We start from the raw sequence: 17694 nt of genomic DNA, 5'->3' as shown, positions 1-17694 counted from the left end.
GGGTCCGGCGCATGGGCTATGGCACAATGCGCCTGTCCGGTCCGCAGGCCCTTCGGACCGCTGGCGGATCGGGACGGCGCGCTGGCGGTGCTGCGCGAGGCGGTGGCCGCCGGGGTCGATCACCTCGACACCAGCGACTATTACGGGCCCCATGTTGTCAACGATCTCATCAGGGAGGCGCTGTTCCCCTATCCCGAAGGGCTGGTGATCGCGACCAAGGTCGGCGCGGCGCGGGGCGACGATGGCTCGTGGGAGGTCGCGACCTCGCCCGACGAGCTACGACGCGCCGTCGAGTACAATCTCCAGCATCTGGGTCTGGACCGGCTCGCAGTCGTCAACTTCAGGGCAATGCTGGGTGGAAGCCGCGCGGGTCCGGTCAACGGATCGATTGCCGCGCCGATCGAAGCGCTGGCGAAGCTGCAGCAGGAAGGGCTGATCGAGCATCTGGGCGTCAGCAACGTGACTGCCGATCAAGTTGCGGAGGCGCGTGCGGTCGCGCCGATCGTCTGCGTGCAAAATCAGTTCAACATCGCCCACCGCAACGATGACGCGCTCATCGACTCGCTGGCGGCGGACGGCATTGCCTATGTGTCCTTCTTTCCGCTCGGCGGATTAAGCCTCGTGCAATCCTCGCAGCTCGAGATGGTCGCGCGGAGCCTGGATGCGACGCCACTCAAGATCGCGCTCGCCTGGCTGCTGCGCCGGGCGCCCAACATCCTGCTGATCCCGGGCACGTCGTCGATCGGGCACCTGCGCGAGAACCTGGCAGCGGCGAACCTCACGTTGTCGGACGCGACGATGGCGAAGCTGGATGGGATCGCGTGTCAGGCAGAGTGAGTGGCGGACGTGGTGCGGCTCCAGCCCGGACAGGTGTCATGGTCGCCAGCGCGGCAATGAGACTGGCTGCCGCGTGAACGCTTGACCTGAGCCCTTCGGATTGGTCCATTCTTTGTGAGGAATTCCCGGTTAGGTCTGCAGATGCCAGACGAGGGAATCCGCCGATGAAGAAGTCGAGGTTCAGCGAGCAGCAGATAGCCTTCATTCTCAAGCAGGCTGAGGATGGAACGACCGTTGAGGAGGTGTGCCGGAAGGCCGGCATTTCCATCCAGACTTATTACCGATGGCGCAGCAAATACGGTGGGCTGATGCCGTCGGAGATGAAGCGTCTGAAGGTGCTGGAAGAGGAGAACGTCCGGTTGAAGCGGCTGGTGGCGAACCTCAGCCTGGACAAGGAGATGCTGCAGGACGTCATCCGCCGAAAAATGTAGGGCCTGGTCGAGCCCGGGAGATCGTCGGCTATTTGCAGGCGAGCTACCAGGTTAGCGAACGGCCAGCTTGCGGCGCGTTTCCGATCAATCGATCGACCCAGCGCTATCAGTCCCGCCGCCTCGATCAGGCCGGCCTCAAGATGCGGATCAAGGAATTGGCTGCGACCCGTGTTCGCTACGGGTACCGACGCATCCACGTGCTGCTCCGACGGGAGGGCTGGGAGATCAACCACAAGCGTACCCATCGGCTGTATCGCGAACTCGGGCTGCAGCTGCGCAACAAGACACCCAAGCGCAAGGTGAAAGCAAAGTTGCGCGATGACCGGACGCCGGCGACGGCCCCCAACGAGTGCTGGTCGATGGATTTCCTGTCGGACCAGCTGTTCGACGGGCGCAAGATCCGCGTGCTGTCGATCATCGACAACTTCACCCGTGTGTCGCCAGCGCTCGACGTACGGACGAGCTACCGCGGCTCTGACGTGGTCGAGACGCTCGACCGTATTGCCGCGGTACACGGTCGCCCCAAGCGCATTCGCCTGGATAATGGCCCGGAATTCATCTCGAAGGATCTCGACCTGTGGGCCTACCAGCATGATGTAGTGCTAGACTTCAGCAGGCCTGGAAAGCCGACCGACAATGCGTTCGCGGAGGCGTTCAATGGCCGGGTGCGGGCCGAATGCCTCAACGCATACTGGTTCTTGAGCTTGGACGACGCACGGATAAAATGTGAGGCGTGGCGACGCGATTACAATGAGCGCCGTCCGCATAGCTCCCTCGGCAACCAGACCCCGATGGAGCGCGCTTTTTCGTCAGGGCAGGCATGCCTGCCCTGACGAAAAGAGAGCCGGTTTTCTCATAAAGACCGGACCAGAGACGGGGTGAGGCTCAAACAAACGCCGGTCTCTGGTCCCGGCTGGATGAAAGCCGGGGGTCACGTCATGCCGGATCGAGCTGCCACGTTCGCATTACTCGAGCCAGCTTCTCGATCAGGTCGGCGTGATGGCCACGTTGGATTCAAGACGCCAGATTGACCCGGTCGGCGGTGGCCTGCCCTCCGCATGATAGCCAACCGCCTCGTCGCAAACGCGTGGCGGATCGACCGAGCCGTCCGCCGTTGATCCCTGCGGGGCGGGTCGCGGCGCCTTTTTAGATCAGTCGAGGTAAGGGGGCGACGTCCCTTGATGTGTCTCGCCATAATGCAGGCGTCCGTTGATGTGTTTTCGCCCACATTTGTTGCTGTGTCTCCCTCAAGGCTCTAAGTGGGCAACGCGCAATCGTTGATGTGCGCGATCAACCTTTCAGCTGATGACCAAACTCGCTCGAGAGCGAAATAGACCCGTTAAAAGGCGGCCTAGACCCGCTAAGCGGCTTACACCTCGTGTTTGAAGATCACGGCCGCGCAAAAGTGGTGGCTCTCGTCTATCCCTCTGCGCGCTGACGGATCACAGGTAGCGGTAAAAGCCGACCCCGTTCCCTTATGCATCTGCCTTGTTGTTGGATGCTTGCGTGCCGGTACGCCCGAAATCGCGTCAGCTATGAGCGTTTTCAACTCATCAGCTCCCGCCCTCGCTGCAGAGCTCGGTGGATCAATATCTACGGCGCGACTTAGTGGACGCTTTGTGTAATCCGCCGCGCCAAGGGCGAGAGCCTCAAGCTCCGGAGCCTCGACAGATCAACTTTCTGATCCGATCGGCACACTCGATTACCTTTCGGACAGGTCGTGATCAGCGCATGGTACCTTTCAGACAGGTGGACGTAGATCCATCGAACTCGAGAGGATCATCAATGCGCTTAATCTCGCTGCTCGCCCTATCGACCTCGATCTCCGTCGCGCTGCCGATGGTAGTCGCAGCGCAGACGGCGCCGACGAATACGCAGACCACTCCGGGAGACGCGCAGACCAGCCCGGACACCAGCGCGCAGGTCGGCGCGAATGCGAACCCGGACGACATCGTGGTCACCGCGCGGCGGCGGGAGGAATCGCTGAAGAACGTTCCGATCGCGGTGACCGCGATCACGGGCGACCGGCTGAAGGAGCTGCAGGTCAACACCGTCAAGGACATCGCCAACTATACGCCGGGCCTCAGCATCAATTCGGACAGCGTCGGCCGGGCCTTCGTCACCATCCGTGGCATCGGCACCACGCTGATCGATACCGTCCAGCCGGGCGTGGGCATCTTCATCGACGGCATCTACCAGCCCAACACCAGCTATCTGAACTCGCCGATCGTCGACATCGCCCGGATCGAGGTGCTGCGCGGGCCGCAGGGTACGCTGTTCGGCAACAACACGCTCGGCGGCGCGATCAACATCGTCACGCGCCAGCCGGGCAACGTCTGGGAAGGCCGTTTCGATTCCGCGGTCGCCGGGCCGGACAATTACGCCTCCGTATCGGGCAGCATCAGCGGCCCGCTGGTCAAGGACGTGCTCGCCTTCCGGGTCGGTGCGTCCTACCACGTCCAGGACGGCTTCATGCGCAACACGCTGGATATCGGCAACCAGAACCCGCTGGAGCAGAAGGGCGTCAACGGCACGCTGCGCTTCACGCCGGCGAACTGGGCCACCTTCACCGCCAACGGTAATTACGACCGCACCTTCGGCGGCAACACCGGCTACATCCACGTCGCGGGTCCGACGGATTACACCCTCAACGGCGCGACCAATCAGCGCAGCCTCGCCACCATCGACTATTACGGCGCGAACCTGAAGAGCGAGTTCACGTCGGATTCGCTCAACACCAAGGCTACCGTGATCCTCGCCTACAATCGTAAGGACTTTTCCGCGGTCGGTGACGGAGACTTCGGCCCGATCGATCTGCTGCGAACCTCCGGTGGATCGCGGCTCGTCACCAAGACGGTGGAGGCGCGCTTCGATACTCAGTGGTCGGACGCCATCTCCACCCTGATCGGCGTCTACGGGAACCGTTACGTCCAGACGGCCGACAACCTGAGCACGTTGAACTTCGCCGCCCTCGGTCTACCCCTGCCCGCCCAGCGGTCGCCGAGCAGCACCTATGCCAGGAACGACACCCGCGCCATCTTCGGGACCATCTTCGTAAAACTGGGTTCGCGGACTGATCTCGCCGTCGGCGGCCGGTACGACCATCAGGCGCTCGAGGCCAGCCAGGTCAGCCGGACCACCATCGGTGGCACGCCCTCCTTCTACACCGCCCCCGACTACAACAAGAACGCCTTCCAGCCGCGCGTCACCCTTACCGAACGGTGGACCCCGGACTTCATGACCTACGCTTCGGTCGCGAAGGGCATTCGCGGGGGCGGCCAGAACGGTCCGGGCACACGTCCTCAGGACTCCACCTACCGGGGCGACTACGTCTGGACCTACGAGCTCGGCACCAAGTTCAGCGGCATGAACAGCCGGCTGACCGTCAATGCCGACGTCTTCTACAACGACTACAACGACTTCATCGGCCAGAATTCGCTGGCGCCAAGCTCGACCGGCGCCGGCTTCGTCGCCATCAACCTCAACACCGGCCATGTCGAAAGCTACGGCGCCGAGCTCGAGGCGCATCTGCGGCTGACCGATCAGTGGCGGATCGATGCTGGCGCTTCATATCTTCATTCGCGCATCACCGACGACAGCCAGTATTTCGCCACGACGGGCGTCCACGTCCCATCGAACCGCGTGATCTTCACCCCTGACTACAACTTCAACGCGAGCACTACCTACACCGTGCCGATCGGCAGCAGCGCGCTGATTTTTGATGGTGGCGTGGTCGGCAAGGGCAGCCGCATCGGCGCTTCTCTCAATCCCAACGTAGCGCCGCGCCTCTCGCCCTATGCGCTGGTCAACGGATCGGTAGCGCTGCGCTTCTCGGGCGGGTTCGAAATCGCCGCGTTCGGCACCAACCTGCTGAACGAGAAGTATATCGAAAGCTACATCGACCGCTCTGCCCTCGACCGGGCGCTCGGGCCGGCCCTCGGGCCGATCATCGGCTCGAACCTCGCGATCCAGGGCGACCGCCGACGCTACGGCGCCCGCGCGAGCTTCAAATTCTAGGAGCGGTCATGGACCTGGGAACCCCCGTCACCCGCCAGCCGCTCGACACCGCCTTCATCGAGCGGCTGCAGAGCAGGTTCGGCAAGGACCTGCACTTCGGCGAGGCGATGCTGCGCCAGCATGGATCGAACGAGGCTCATTTCGACGTCGTGCTGCCGGATGCGGTGGTCTTCGCGCGGTCGACAGAGGACGTCGTCGATCTCGTCAACCTCTGCGTCGCCGCGCATATTTCCATCGTCCCTTTCGGCGCGGGCACGTCCATCGAGGGCAATGCAGTGCCGATCCGCGGCGGCGTCAGCGTCAACTTGTCGGAGATGGACGCGATCCTCGCGGTCCATGCCGAGGATTTCGACTGCACCGTGCAGGCGGGGTGCCGGCGCGAGAAGCTGAACGAGCATCTGCGCGATACCGGCCTGTTCTTTCCGATCGATCCCGGCGCCAATGCGACGATCGGCGGCATGGCCTCGACCCGCGCCAGCGGCACCAACGCCGTACGCTACGGAACCATGCGCGAGGCCGTGCTCAGCCTCAAAGTCGTCACCCCCGAGGGCAAGGTCATCACGACCGCCCGCCGCGCCCGCAAGTCGGCGGCCGGATACGACCTGACCCGCCTCTATGTCGGGAGCGAGGGCACGCTGGGCATCATCACCGAGGTGACGCTACGGCTCCACCCGATCCCCGAGACGATCTCCGCCGCGGTCTGCGGCTTCGAGACACTGGAGGGCGCCGTCACCACCGTCGTCCAGTCGATCCAGTCCGGCGTGCCGCTTGCACGCGTCGAGATATTGGACGACATGCAGATCCGCGCGGTCAACGCCTGGTCCAAGCTCTCCCTGCCCGAGGTCACCACCCTCTTCTTCGAATTCCACGGCTCGCCGGGCGGCGTCGCCGAGCAGATCGAGCTGGTGGGAATGCTGGCGGCCGAGAACGGCGGCGGCAGCTTCGACTGGTCCAACCTTCCCGAAGAGCGCGCCCGGCTGTGGAAGGCGCGGCACGAGGCCTATTATGCCGCGGTCGCGCTGCGTCCCGGCGCTGTCGGCTGGACCACCGACGTCTGCGTGCCGATCAGCCGCCTGCCGGAATGCATCATCGAGACGAAGCGGGATCTTGCCGGGGCCAGCATGCCCGCGACGATCCTCGGCCATGTCGGCGACGGGAATTTCCACGTCATCTTCGCCATGGATCCCGATTCGGTCGACGAGATGAGGGAGGTGAAGGCGCTGAACGCCCGCCTGGTGGCGCGCGCCTTGGAGATGGACGGCACCTGCACCGGCGAACATGGCATCGGCATCGGCAAGCAGGACTGGCTGGTGCAGGAGCTGGGCGAGTCCGTGGACGTCATGCGGACGCTGAAGCGCGCCCTCGACCCTCAGGATCTCTTCAATCCCGGGAAGATCTTCAGCCTATGACCCCCAGCGGTTCCCATCGTGATTGCGTCCGGTTCCCCACCGCCAGGGCTGGGACGGCCGCATCCTGTCCGCGGATCAGCTTCCAGGTGACCGCATGACGACGACGGAGCGATCGTTCGGAGCGTCGCTGCTTCCCCTGCTCGCGCTCGCCCTGGCGATGACGCTGGGCTTCACGATGATGGGGTCGTTCGGCACGGTGCAGGAGGGCGCCAAGGCCGAACTTCATCTCAGCGACTATACGCTGAGCCTGATCCAGGGCGTCAGCGCCGCCCTGCCCCTCGCCCTCTTCTCCATCCCGATCGGCATCCTCATCGATCGGCGCAACCGCATCGTGATCATGATCGCCCTCGTCGCCACCTTCGTGGCGGGGACGCTGCTCACCGCGGTCGCACCGGGCGTATGGACGCTGTTCGTAGGCCGCATGCTGACCGGCATAGGCACCACGGGGGCGCTGACCGCCGCTTTGTCGCTGTGCGCCGACCTATGCGCGCCAACGCAGCGTGGGCGGGCGCTGCTCGTCGTGAACCTGGGCAAGTCGCTCGGCCAGGCGATGGCCTTCGGCCTAACCGGCGCTTTGTTCGGCCTGTTCGTGCACAAGGCCGCGCCCAACTGGCTCGACTACGGCGCACCGTGGCGTAGTGCCCACCTTGCCTTAGCGTTGATCGGTGTCGTCGCGGCACTGCCGCTCTTCCTCATGCGGGAACCGCCACGGCACGAGGTTGCCGCCAGCACGCATGCTCCTTTTCACATCGTCGTTGCCGAACTCTGGGCGCGGCGCGCCTTTCTGGTGCCGCTGTTCCTGGGTCAGGTGAGCGTCGTGATGGCGGATGCGGCGGCGGGCATCTGGGCGGCGCCGGTGCTATCGCGCAGCTTTCATCTGCAGCCCGACCAGTTCGCCGCCTGGATGGGGCCGCTGATCTTCGCGGCGGGGGTCGTCGGAACGATCGTCGGTGGCGTGTCTGCCGACTGGGGTCAGCGACGGGCGAAGCCTGGCGGCCTTCTGCTGGGCGCCGTCGCGGCCGCGGCCGTGGGCATACCAGCAGCGCTCTTCCCCGTCGCGCCCTCTGTCCCGCTGTTCGCCATGGCGCTCGGGATGCTGATCCTCTGCGGATCGATCACGGGGGTCGTGACATCCGTCGCGCTGACCGTACTCATCCCCAATGAGCTGCGCGGTCTGTGCATCGGCGCCTTCATCGCCATCGCCGGTCTCATCGGCTTTGGGATCGCACCGATGCTGGTCGCCGCAGCCAGCGGCCTGCTCGGTGGTGAAGGACATCTCGACCAGGGGCTGGCGACTGTTGGCGTCATCACCAGTGCCATGTCGCTGCTCGCTTTCGCACTCGCGATGCGCAGTGCGCCACGCTCTGCGACTGCCGAGCCTATCTGAAAGCTGTTGCCACAGCTATCTGATAGCTGTATGCCTCGATCAACCTGACGAGAGCAGGAGTCGAGAGGTGACGATGAAGACGCGGATTGAGGTCTCTTCGGAGATGGAGGCGTTTTTTGGTGCAGGTCAGCTGCCTGCCGGCGAGCGCCTTGACGATGCGGTCTTCTTCGGCTTCCGGCTCTCCGATGCCATCTTCGCATATTGCCCGGAACTCGTTGCGGATGAGGACGCTGCGGACTTCGACATTGTCTTCATGGTGACGATCGACGGATGTCGGCGGGTGTTCGGCGGCACTCCAGGGGAAGGCTCGACGTGGCATCTTCCAAGCGACATGCGCACGATCGCGATAGCGATCCTCGAGGGGCGATCGGACTGCATGGCCAGCATGACCCTGCGGATGGCCAAGAGCATAGAACTTCTCTGCATTGCGTTCGAAAAGCTGTCGGGTGGTAGCCTCATCCCCGCAGACGGCGCAGGCGATCTCTCCGCGATGGAGGCTCAGCGCATCGCCGCCGCTCGCCGTCTGATCGACGAGCGCTGGAACGAGAAGCTCACTCTCGATTCCATCGCCCGCTCCTGCGGCATCAACAGGGTCAAGCTGACCCGGGGATTCCGGAGCATGTTCGACATGAGCGTCGCCGATGCGATCCTGGAACGGCGGCTGGGCGGTGCCCGCGAGCTGCTTCTGGCCACCGATCTTCCGGTGTCGTCGATTGGCTACCGATGCGGGTATCTTAACAACGCCAGCTTCAGCCGCGCCTTCTCTAAGCGCTTCGGCCAGACACCGTCGCACTTCCGGACCGGGCGTCTCGCGGCATGACCGCAGCCGTCACCGGATCGCTCGTGGACCAGGCCGTCCGGCGGGTCCGCCAGCACATTCGCGAGCGCGACCTGAAAGTCGGCGACACGCTGCCCGGCGAGGGGCAGTTCGCCGCTGACCTCGGCGTCAGCCGCGCCGTCATGCGCGAGGCGTTCGGTGCGCTGGCCGCGCTGCGGCTGATCGACGTCGGCAACGGGCGCAAGGCCCGCGTCGGCGCGATCGACGGATCGGTGATGGCGGCGTCGATCGATCATGCGGTCGCGACGGCGCAGATCACGACGGCGGAAGTCTGGGACGTTCGCCGGTCGCTGGAGCTGCGCACCGTCGCCCTCGCGGCGTCCAACCGCAGCGATGCGGATGCGGTCGAGATCACGAAGCACGCCCGCGAGATGACGGCCAGCGATGGCGACGTGGATCGCTTGATCGGCCACGACATTGCCTTCCATCAGGCGATCGCCCGCGCGGGTGGCAATGCGCTGTTCCACCAGATCGTACGCTCCTTCGAGCAGCTGATGCGGATCGCCGTCCCGACGGCATGGAATACGCGTTCGACGCCCGCCGAAAGGGACGCCGTCCTCATCATACATTGTCAGATCGCGGAAGCCGTCGCGGATAGGGACGCCCAATCGGCAGAGGCGCTGATGGACGCCCATTTCGCCAAATCGATCAGCGATGTATTCGAGAGTGACGTCGGCAGGGCCTGACGACGAATGTGGCACCGCATAGCTACCCTGCGAGGTCGGCCTCGACGCGATCTTTGAGCCTTGCCCCGGCGGGGCTATATTCACCGCTCCATTGAGCGGGATGACGAACGCGAACCGCCTTCACGAAAGCGCTGCCGATGCCCTTTCCGATCCAGTCTGCGTCGACTTCGACCGTCCGCGATTTGGATTGCGCCAGCGTACCTATATGAGCTGAGTAGACTTCCCAAACCGCATAGACAGCCCCCGTCGGGCCAACGGCCAACAATCGATAGCAGTACGGGTAGCCCTCCTGAAGGGCGCGGGCGTGTTGGCCGTCGGGCCTCCCGATTCTGAGCTGTTCTGCAACGTCGAAATAACCGACAATCTTGAAGTCAAACGTCAAGCCGGCTGCTTTGAACTGTCCTTCACTACGAACCGGCCCCGCACTTGCTGCACGCGCTGCATTGTCGGTGGATTTCTTGGGATAATCGATTGGATGGTCGGGGTCGTCATACAGGTTAGATAGGTGGCGAAGCCAACAGGAAGAAGGTTACCCCCTAAGTCAGGCACTTCCCCACCTCCTCTCGGTGGAACGCCATCATCGGCACATAGATATTGGCCGCCACGGGCAGCTTCAGCTGCGCCCGAGTGCGGTGAGTACGAAATCGTTCGACGTGAGGCTCACCAGTCCGGTGAGCCTAATGATCATGTCCGGCGCCCCGCTTCCGCTCAGATTGATCTGCACCAGTGTCTCGCCGTTATCGTATCGAACCCCGACCTGGCCAACAGCAGGCGTCCCGATGCCATTGAAGAGCAGCGGTCGTTGTACCGAGAGAGCCGAGAGGTCGATGCGATCCCCTTCCGCCTGGGAGAAGTCCGAGACCAGGTCCTCGCTTGAGCGGGTGTTGCCGCTGTCGGTACGCGTAAGATAGACAAAAGTATCGGAGCCGGCCCCGCCGGTGAGAACGTCGGCACCTTCGTGCCCGGTCAGCCGGTCGTCGCCTCCGAGGCCCTGAAGCCACTCAGAGCCGGCGCTTCCGTCCACGGTAAGGGGCAGCCTGCCAGCCGGTCCGTAGGTCGGCGAGATCGAGTTCCCCGTCTGGAACTGCGCGCTTAGTTCAGCGGTCGCGTTCGCCGCGTCCTCGGGCGACAGCCAGTCGGGAAGACCGAGTGCGGCCGCGTACGTCGTGGGAAAGTGGGCTGCGATAGCATCGAAAGCCACACCTAGACCCGGAAGCCCGGTAAAGGCGGGTAGGTAGTTGTTTATACCGATCCTGACCACGCCGTTGATCAGGACTGGATCGTTCGCCGCCGTGAAGTCCACCATCCGAGCGGCGGCGAGCGTCGGATCCACGCCGAAGTGTGCCGCCGACGACTGCAGCCAGTTAGGTGCGCCGAAGCCAAGGAAGTCGGCGCGAGCGTCGGTCGCGGCGACGCCATGGGTCGCCAAGGCATAGGCGAGTACGTACTGCGTGTATCCCGTCCCGAGCGAATGACCGGTGACGTGGATGCGCGCGTTAGAATAGCGGGGTTCGCGGAGCAGGCTCTCGTAGACGTTGGTGGCCCTTGTGGCCTCGTCGAGCGGTATGCCAGCCAGTATCGACTCGCCCTGAAGCACGTCCGTGCCGCCCTGGGCACCGGCAAAGGCGAGGATCACGTCGGTGACCTGGCCGGATGCGTCCACCTTCTCGACGATTCCGTCGTAGAAGTTGCCGTCGCTCGAGCGATCGATACGCGCGTTCACATATCCGCCGCCAAGGACGATCGGTTCCTTGAGGAGCTGCCAGTACGCCCCGAACCATACGCGGTCCTGCAGGGTGGTATGGCTGGCAGGCCCGCAACCGGTGGTCCCAGGCGCAGGACCGATCGCACCCGCAGAGGACGTGAGCGTCGAACAGGCAGGAGTGGCCAGGGGGTTCCCCGTGTCCACCTTGGATGCAATCGGCTGCACCGACGTACCGCCTATGACGGCAACGGATGATGTGGAAACACTGCTTGAGATGCTGCCGGCCAGGCTCAGCGTAGCAGCGACGCTCGCCCCCGCGACGACCACGGCTAGCGTTGGCAAAACTGCCTTCATCATGTCCGTCTCCTCGCGCCCTCCTCCTTCCGTTTGCCGGAATGGTCGACGTCACCCGCGGCGTTGCAAGCTGCGCCATCGCCCAGGAGCGCTTGAGCGATGTCCCAGGCTGCTCCCGCAGTCGCTGCCGGCGCCACTGCTTTCGCTGTGCAGATGCGATCGAAGGATGTGCAGATGCGCGCTTGTTGAACGCCCCCTCGACAGATGTTCGATAGCTAGGCGAAGGGCGACTGACACGGCCGACCACCACCGCCTTGTGGACGACTAGAAGCTGCCGCTACTGCAGGCTCGTGCATGACGCACGTCCGGAGACGCTAGCGACGATTACCAGCAGGTATAGCCGCCGTCCGCCAGCACGATGCTGCCGGTCATGAGACTGGCCGCGTCCGATGCGAGGAAGTGGACGACCGACGCGACCTCCTCGGGCGTCCCCAGCCGGCCCTGGGGTGTGGAATCGATCCACCGCCGGTACATCTCCCCCTGCTGGTCGGCGAAGGCGTTCAGCGGCGTGGAGATATAGGTCGGCGCGACGGCGTTGACCCGGACGCCGCGCGATGCCCACTCCGCCGCGAGGCTCCTGGTCAGCTGATGCACCGCGGCCTTGCTGGCATTGTAGTAGCTCTGGGGCTGCGGCCGGTTGACGATGAAGCCCGACATCGAACCGACGTTGACGATGCTCCCCCGTCCCGCCGCCAGCATGTGCCGGCCGAAGGATCGCGCGCACCAGAAGGTGCCGTTCAGGTTGACGTCCAGGACGTTGCGCCAGTGCTCGTCGGCCACGTCCTCCGCCGGCGTATCGCTGCGCGCAATGCCGGCGTTGTTGACCAGAATGTCGAACGCGCCGGCCCCGTCCGCGACCTCGGCGACACGGGCACTGTCCGTGACGTCGAGGACGACGCCATCCACGTGATGGCCCTTTGCCTTGAGCGAATCCAGCGCCGCCGCGATCGCGTCCGCATCGCGGTCGGCGATCGTCACGCGGCCCCCCGCTTCCGCAAGAGCGTCGGCGCAGCAATAGCCGATCCCCTGCGCGCCGCCGGTTACGAAGGCGGTGCGCCCGTCGAGGCGCAGGCGGTCGAGATACATCGAGGACTCCGGTTTCAGGGTAGAAAGTCGGCGGCGGGCATGCGCGGCTCGCGGATCGCCTGGCCGGAGGCGAGCCGGTAGACGGTTCGAGTCTCCCGATCGAACGGAGCCCAGGGCAGCGAACCGTCCCGAGCGAACTGCACCCAGATGGCGTGGACGCGGTCGGCGAGTTCTTGGGGAGGCGCAGTGCCGCACAGCCCCTCATCCCCCGTACATGTCGCAAGGCTGTCGAACACGAACGGCAGCTCCATGCCGTGCGACGCGCCGAGTCCGCCGTCGTAGCGGGGGGAGCGCCAGTCGAACTCATAGACGTGGGTCCGCCCTCGATGCTCCTCGGCATAGCGGCGTGCGGGCCAGCGGAAGACGAGGTCGGTCAATGCCTCCATCAGCACCTGGCCTGCCTTCTTCCCGGGTGACCGGTAGGCCTTCAGGACTGCCCATGCGTTTGGCTGGGACTTGCGCAGCACCAGCCAAGCCAGGATGCTGTTGAGCTTGTCCCGTACGCCGCTCGGGACGAGATACAGGTTCATCTCGTCGGCGTTGCTTCCGATCAGGAGATCGACGTCTGCACCTGCACCCTGACGTAGGGCCTCGAGAGGCTGGACGGGCAGCACGTCGTCGCCATGCACGGGAATGAAGCGACTGATGCCGAAGACAGGCTCGCGGCCGTCCGGTCCCCGGAGATCCAGCCGGGTGGTGGGTAGAGACACCTTGTCCACGGCATTGAGCAGCCTGTCGCCAGGGGGCACGGCGGCAAACCCCGCCCTATCCGGCGACACCTCCAGCAGCTTGGCGAGCTTGCGGACGAGCTTCTGGGCGACGCCGACGTCGCGGGTCATCGCGCCATGACCGCTCTGCACGATCGCGCGCCTGAAGAGATCGGCGGCAAGAGGGGAAGTGACGAGGTCGGCGACTGCCATCGCGCCGGCGCTCTCGCCGAACACGGTGACGTTGGCCGGATCGCCGCCGAACTTGCCGATCTCGTCCTGCACCCAGCGCAACGCCGCGATCATGTCGCGGAGGCCAAGGTTGGTCGGCACGCCGGGGATGGGCAGGAATCCGTCGACGCCGAGGCGATAGTTGATAGCGACATAGACGATGCCATCCCGCGCGAAGGTACGGCCGTCCTGCACGGACGCGTCCTTGCTGCCCACCACGAAGCCGCCGCCGTGGATGAAGACCATGACCGGCAGACCACCACCGCCGTCAGCAGGGCGAAGGACGTCGAGTGTTAGATAGTCATCGCCGGGCTTCCAGCCGTCGCCTATCAGCGGAGCGGCATCGAGGCCGGCCAGCTTTCGCGGGCGCTGCGGCGCGTTGGGCCCCGGTTCGCCTGCCGTACGGACGTCCTGCCACGGCTCCGGGAGCTGCGGCGGCTCAAAGCGTCTTCCGCCTGTCGGTGCGGCGGCATAGGGAATGCCGCGATAGGCTTCGACGTCGCCTTCGACGCTCCCCCGCACTTTGCCGGATTCGAGGTCGATGCAATCGGTAGGTGAACGTGTCATGCCCGAATGATGATCTGGATCGGCCAGGGGCAGAAACGATTTCGATATGCCTGGTGGAATGTTGTTCATGCAGGAGTCGCACCGGAGCAACGTCGCTGCGCATGGTCCGTCGATGCCTGCGCCGCGAGGCTCGGTCGTTGCAGGGGTGCTAAGGCGTCCGACCCCGGCGGATGTTCGTGGACGGAACGGACCAGCACGACAGCCTCGCCTGCCCCCCGCCCGCTTCAGACGGTCGGAGAAGCCGTGGTCCATGTCGATGGCGGCCCGCCCCGGCCATTCAGCGTGGTGCCATCCGGATTGCGCCGTCGAGGCGTATGACTTCTCCATTAAGCATGGTGTTCGCTACGATCGCGATGACGAGCTGTGCGAACTCCTCGGGCCGGCCAAGCCGGCTAGGGTGCGGCACCTGCTGACCGAGCGAATCCTGCGCGGCCTGCGGCAGACCGGCGAGCATCGGAGTCCAGAAGATGCCGGGCGCGATCGTCATCACCCGTACCTGCCACTGCGCGAACTCGCGGGCGAGCGGTAGGGTCAGGCTGACGACCCCGCCTTTGGATGCGGCGTAGGCGACCTGCCCGATCTGCCCGTCCATGGCCGCGACCGAGGCCGTATTGACGATGACGCCTCGCTCTTCGCCGATCGGATCGACCTGCTGGAGCCGGGCGGCGAAGCGGGAGGCGACCAGGAAGGTTCCGACAAGATTGATCTCTACCGCCTTGCGAAACCCTTCGATCGGATGCGGCACGAACTCGCGGCCGACAGCCTTCATGGCCGGCGCAACGCCCGCGCAGTTCACCAGCAGCCGCGCCGTGCCATGCGCCGCCTCCGCAGCGGCCAGGCCAGCCAGAACGCTGTTCTCGTCGGTCACGTCCACCCCCTGGAAAAGACCACCGATCTCGGCTGCGAGCGCCTCGCCGGCGTCGACGTTGCGATCAAATAGCGTGACCTGCGCGCCCATTTCCGCGAGAAGGCGAGCCGTCGCCGCTCCCAGCCCGGAAGCGCCGCCCGTCACGATGGCGGCCAGCTTTTCGACCTTCATGCCCGATCCTCCTCGATAAGCTCGACCGCGACGGCGGTGGCTTCGCCGCCCCCGATACACAGTGCCGCGACGCCACGCTTCAGTCCTCTTGACTTCAAAGCGGCCACCAGCGTGACGATGATGCGCGCGCCGGAGGCGCCGATCGGGTGGCCCAGCGCGGTGGCGCCGCCATTCACGTTCACCCTTTCGTGCTCGATGCCAAGATCGCGCATCGCGATCATCGCGACGGCTGCGAAGGCCTCGTTGACCTCCCACAGGTCAACGTCGTCGACGGTCCAGCCCGCCTTGTCGAGGACCTTCCGTATCGCGAAGACGGGGGCGGTCGTGAACAGGGCAGGCTCGTGCGCGTGAGCGGCCGTCGCGACGACTTTCGCCTCGCTGCGCAGGCCGAGCCGTTCGACGACGTCGCCGCGTGTAAGGATCAGAGCGGCGGCGCCGTCGGAGATGGACGCGGAACTGGCCGCCGTGATCGTGCCGTCGCTGGCGAAGGCAGGCTTCAGCGCCGAGATCTTCTCCGGCATGGCGTTCGCCGGCTGCTCGTCCTCCCCTACCATCACCTCGCCACGGCGGGTGGCAACCGCGACCGGAACGACCTCGCCTGCGAATGCGCCTCCGTCGATTGCGGCCTTGGCCCGGGCGAGGCTTTCGATCGCGTAGGCGTCCATGTCGGCGCGGCTGAACTGATACTCGCGCGCCGTGTCCTGCGCGAAGGCCCCCATGGGCTTGCCACGCTCGTAGGCGTCCTCAAGGCCGTCCATCATCATGGTGTCGATGATGCGGTCATGGTCGATGCGGGCGCCGGCCCGGTGCTTTGGAAGGGCGAAGGGAGCATTCGTCATGCTTTCCATGCCACCGGCGACGATCACGTCGGCATTGCCGGCGGCGAGTGCCTCGGCGGCCATTATGACGGCCTGCATGCCCGATCTCGAAGGCGCGCCGCCTCCTCTGCCGCGATGCGGTCGCCGTCCGGCTTGCGCACCGTCACTCCCTCGATCTCGACGAAGCTCGGGCAGAAGCCCTTGGAGCACGAGAAGTCCTTGTTGCAGGCCGACTGGTTGATTCGCCGCTTGGTCCCGAAGGCGCATCAGGACCTCATGCAGGCGCTCTCCGATCTCGGCATCGGAGAGGACGAGGCGGAAGCGCTCGGCCTCTCGATCTACAAGGTCGCGATGAGCTGGCCTCTCGCATCCGCGCCGCTGCTCGCGTTCGCCGGAGACGCGGACGAGATCTTCGTGGTCGAGGAGAAGACCGGCGTCGTCGAAAACCAGATCAAGGCCGCGCTCTTCAACCGGCCGAACCGGCGCACCCGCGTCACCGGCAAGTCGGACGCCGGCGAAACTCCGCTCCTGCCGGTAGTCTCGGAATTCACGCCCCTGATGGTCGCGAAGGCGCTGGTAGGGCGTTTCGATGAAGGCGGTCCGATAGATCTTCTGGCGCGCCTCCGCATCCTCGAGGCGAGCGCCGGCCGCGGCAACGTGGTACCGTTTCCGGCACGCAAGCCTTTCTTCTGCTCGGGCTGTCCAGACAACAGCTCAACCCGAACGCCTGAAGGCTCCATCTCCGGCGGCGGTATCGGCTGTCACGTCATGGCTCTGTCGCAGCCGAAGCTGAAGACCGCGACCTTCAGCCAGATGGGTGGCGAGGGGCTGCAGTGGGTAGGGGCGGCACCGTTCTCGACCACCGAGCACATCTTCCAGAACCTCGGCGACGGCACGTATCAGCACAGTGGCCTTCTCGCGATCCGTGCAGCTATCGCGGCAGGCACGAACATAACCTTCAAGATCCTCTACAACGACGCCGTCGCGATGACCGGCGGCCAGCCAGCCGAAGGCGCCATCGCCCCCGAACGCATCGTGTCGCAGCTCCTGGCGGAGGGCGTGGAGCAGGTTCGCCTGGTCAGCGACAATCCCCAGCGCTGGGCCGGCAAGCTGCCGCAGTCGGTAAGCGTGCACCACCGCGACACGCTCGACGCCGTCCAGCGCAACCTGCGCACCGTGAAGGGCGCGTCGGCCATCGTCTACGAGCAGACATGCGCGGCCGAGAAGCGTAGGCGGCGCAAGCGCGGCGCCTTTCCGGATCCCGATCGCCGCCTCTTCATCAATCCTCGGGTCTGCGAGGGCTGCGGCGACTGCACCGTCCAGTCGAACTGCATCGCAGTGGAGCCGCTCCCCACCGCGTTGCCGACCGTGACGACGCACAGTCGCGTCCTGCTCGCGGCGAACACCGGCGCGTCGATCCGGTTCGCCGTCGCCCAGCCGATCGCGGCGGGGATGCGCTCCTCCACCATTCGGCGCTCATATTCGGCGCGCTCGGCGGGCCACGCGATCCCGGGATCCCAGTTCAATCCATGGGCAGGCACGAGCTCCGACGGCGACAGGAAGGTCGGGTAGGCGTCCGGCA

14 protein-coding genes are annotated in these 17694 nt (G+C 65.2%); 8 read left to right on the top strand and 6 right to left on the bottom strand.

Going from position 1 to position 17694, the window contains the following annotated elements:
- Window positions 1-18 precede the first annotated feature (18 nt).
- The 7 genes from RF701_RS02025 (at window position 19) to RF701_RS01995 (ending at window position 9605) form a co-directional block, all read left to right on the top strand.
- Window positions 19-837: an oxidoreductase gene (locus RF701_RS02025; RefSeq protein WP_308813912.1), complete on the top strand. Its 819-nt coding sequence runs from the start codon at window positions 19-21 to the stop codon at window positions 835-837.
- Between the two features lie 164 nt (window positions 838-1001).
- Window positions 1002-2101, top strand: a protein-coding gene (locus RF701_RS02020; protein ID WP_308813911.1) for an IS3 family transposase whose coding sequence is annotated in 2 segments (ribosomal slippage) — window positions 1002-1263 and window positions 1263-2101 — 1101 coding nt in all. Because the reading frame shifts where the segments join, the coding sequence is not laid out codon by codon here.
- A gap of 952 nt (window positions 2102-3053) precedes the next feature.
- Window positions 3054-5285: a TonB-dependent receptor gene (locus RF701_RS02015; RefSeq protein ID WP_308813910.1), complete on the top strand. Its 2232-nt coding sequence runs from the start codon at window positions 3054-3056 to the stop codon at window positions 5283-5285.
- A gap of 8 nt (window positions 5286-5293) precedes the next feature.
- Complete coding sequence (locus RF701_RS02010) at window positions 5294-6694, top strand: FAD-linked oxidase C-terminal domain-containing protein (protein ID WP_308813909.1); 1401 nt, start codon at window positions 5294-5296, stop codon at window positions 6692-6694.
- Window positions 6695-6788: 94 nt separating this feature from the next.
- The gene (locus tag RF701_RS02005; RefSeq protein WP_308813908.1) at window positions 6789-8081 is read left to right on the top strand and encodes an MFS transporter; all 1293 of its coding nucleotides are present in this window, start codon (window positions 6789-6791) and stop codon (window positions 8079-8081) included.
- Between the two features lie 73 nt (window positions 8082-8154).
- On the top strand, window positions 8155-8901 hold the full coding sequence (locus tag RF701_RS02000) for an AraC family transcriptional regulator (RefSeq protein WP_308815600.1): 747 nt from the start codon (window positions 8155-8157) through the stop codon (window positions 8899-8901).
- On the top strand, window positions 8898-9605 hold the full coding sequence (locus tag RF701_RS01995) for an FCD domain-containing protein (protein WP_308813907.1): 708 nt from the start codon (window positions 8898-8900) through the stop codon (window positions 9603-9605). The genes RF701_RS02000 and RF701_RS01995 overlap by 4 nt, the downstream gene beginning before the upstream one ends.
- Before the next feature lie 22 nt (window positions 9606-9627).
- On the opposite strand, the gene RF701_RS01990 is transcribed toward RF701_RS01995, so the two are convergent.
- From RF701_RS01990 to RF701_RS01965, 6 genes are all read right to left on the bottom strand, one after another.
- A complete protein-coding gene (locus RF701_RS01990; protein WP_308813906.1) occupies window positions 9628-9987 on the bottom strand; it encodes a hypothetical protein in 360 nt (119 codons plus the stop codon).
- Between the two features lie 231 nt (window positions 9988-10218).
- Window positions 10219-11667, bottom strand: a complete 1449-nt coding sequence (locus tag RF701_RS01985; protein ID WP_308813905.1) for a M10 family metallopeptidase C-terminal domain-containing protein — start codon at window positions 11665-11667, stop codon at window positions 10219-10221.
- A gap of 321 nt (window positions 11668-11988) precedes the next feature.
- Window positions 11989-12750 carry a glucose 1-dehydrogenase gene (locus RF701_RS01980; RefSeq protein ID WP_308813904.1) on the bottom strand — a complete coding sequence of 254 codons (762 nt, stop codon included), beginning with the start codon at window positions 12748-12750 and terminating at the stop codon, window positions 11989-11991.
- A 14-nt stretch (window positions 12751-12764) separates the two neighbouring features.
- Window positions 12765-14324: a carboxylesterase family protein gene (locus RF701_RS01975; RefSeq protein WP_308813903.1), complete on the bottom strand. Its 1560-nt coding sequence runs from the start codon at window positions 14322-14324 to the stop codon at window positions 12765-12767.
- A 208-nt stretch (window positions 14325-14532) separates the two neighbouring features.
- Window positions 14533-15294 carry an SDR family NAD(P)-dependent oxidoreductase gene (locus RF701_RS01970; RefSeq protein WP_308813902.1) on the bottom strand — a complete coding sequence of 254 codons (762 nt, stop codon included), beginning with the start codon at window positions 15292-15294 and terminating at the stop codon, window positions 14533-14535.
- A complete protein-coding gene (locus RF701_RS01965) occupies window positions 15291-16379 on the bottom strand; it encodes an acetyl-CoA C-acyltransferase (RefSeq protein WP_308813901.1) in 1089 nt (362 codons plus the stop codon). The genes RF701_RS01970 and RF701_RS01965 overlap by 4 nt, the downstream gene beginning before the upstream one ends.
- Here RF701_RS01965 and RF701_RS01960 point away from each other — a divergent pair.
- Entirely contained in the window at window positions 16332-17684 is a 1353-nt protein-coding gene (locus RF701_RS01960; RefSeq protein WP_308813900.1) for a thiamine pyrophosphate-dependent enzyme, read from the top strand. The genes RF701_RS01965 and RF701_RS01960 overlap by 48 nt on opposite strands.
- Window positions 17685-17694: the final 10 nt, after the last annotated feature.

The organism is Sphingomonas sp. GV3 (genome assembly GCF_031082075.1).
In the GTDB taxonomy this organism is placed as follows: Bacteria; Pseudomonadota; Alphaproteobacteria; order Sphingomonadales; family Sphingomonadaceae; genus Sphingomonas; species Sphingomonas beigongshangi.
Note: the sequence above shows the minus strand (reverse complement) of the source record. Positions and strands in the feature narration are given on the sequence as shown.

Excerpts from the sequence above, each read along its gene's own strand:
- RF701_RS01970 (WP_308813902.1), bottom strand. The coding sequence starts at position 15,294 with ATGAAGGTCGAAAAGCTGGCCGCCATCGTGACGGGCGGCGCTTCCGGG.
- RF701_RS01975 (WP_308813903.1), bottom strand. The coding sequence starts at position 14,324 with ATGAACAACATTCCACCAGGCATATCGAAATCGTTTCTGCCCCTGGCC.
- RF701_RS02025 (WP_308813912.1), top strand. The coding sequence starts at position 19 with ATGGCACAATGCGCCTGTCCGGTCCGCAGGCCCTTCGGACCGCTGGCG.
- RF701_RS01985 (WP_308813905.1), bottom strand. The coding sequence starts at position 11,667 with ATGATGAAGGCAGTTTTGCCAACGCTAGCCGTGGTCGTCGCGGGGGCG.
- RF701_RS01980 (WP_308813904.1), bottom strand. The coding sequence starts at position 12,750 with ATGTATCTCGACCGCCTGCGCCTCGACGGGCGCACCGCCTTCGTAACC.
- RF701_RS02010 (WP_308813909.1), top strand. The coding sequence starts at position 5,294 with ATGGACCTGGGAACCCCCGTCACCCGCCAGCCGCTCGACACCGCCTTC.
- RF701_RS02015 (WP_308813910.1), top strand. The coding sequence starts at position 3,054 with ATGCGCTTAATCTCGCTGCTCGCCCTATCGACCTCGATCTCCGTCGCG.
- RF701_RS01995 (WP_308813907.1), top strand. The coding sequence starts at position 8,898 with ATGACCGCAGCCGTCACCGGATCGCTCGTGGACCAGGCCGTCCGGCGG.
- RF701_RS02005 (WP_308813908.1), top strand. The coding sequence starts at position 6,789 with ATGACGACGACGGAGCGATCGTTCGGAGCGTCGCTGCTTCCCCTGCTC.
- RF701_RS01965 (WP_308813901.1), bottom strand. The coding sequence starts at position 16,379 with ATGCGCCTTCGGGACCAAGCGGCGAATCAACCAGTCGGCCTGCAACAA.
- RF701_RS02000 (WP_308815600.1), top strand. The coding sequence starts at position 8,155 with ATGAAGACGCGGATTGAGGTCTCTTCGGAGATGGAGGCGTTTTTTGGT.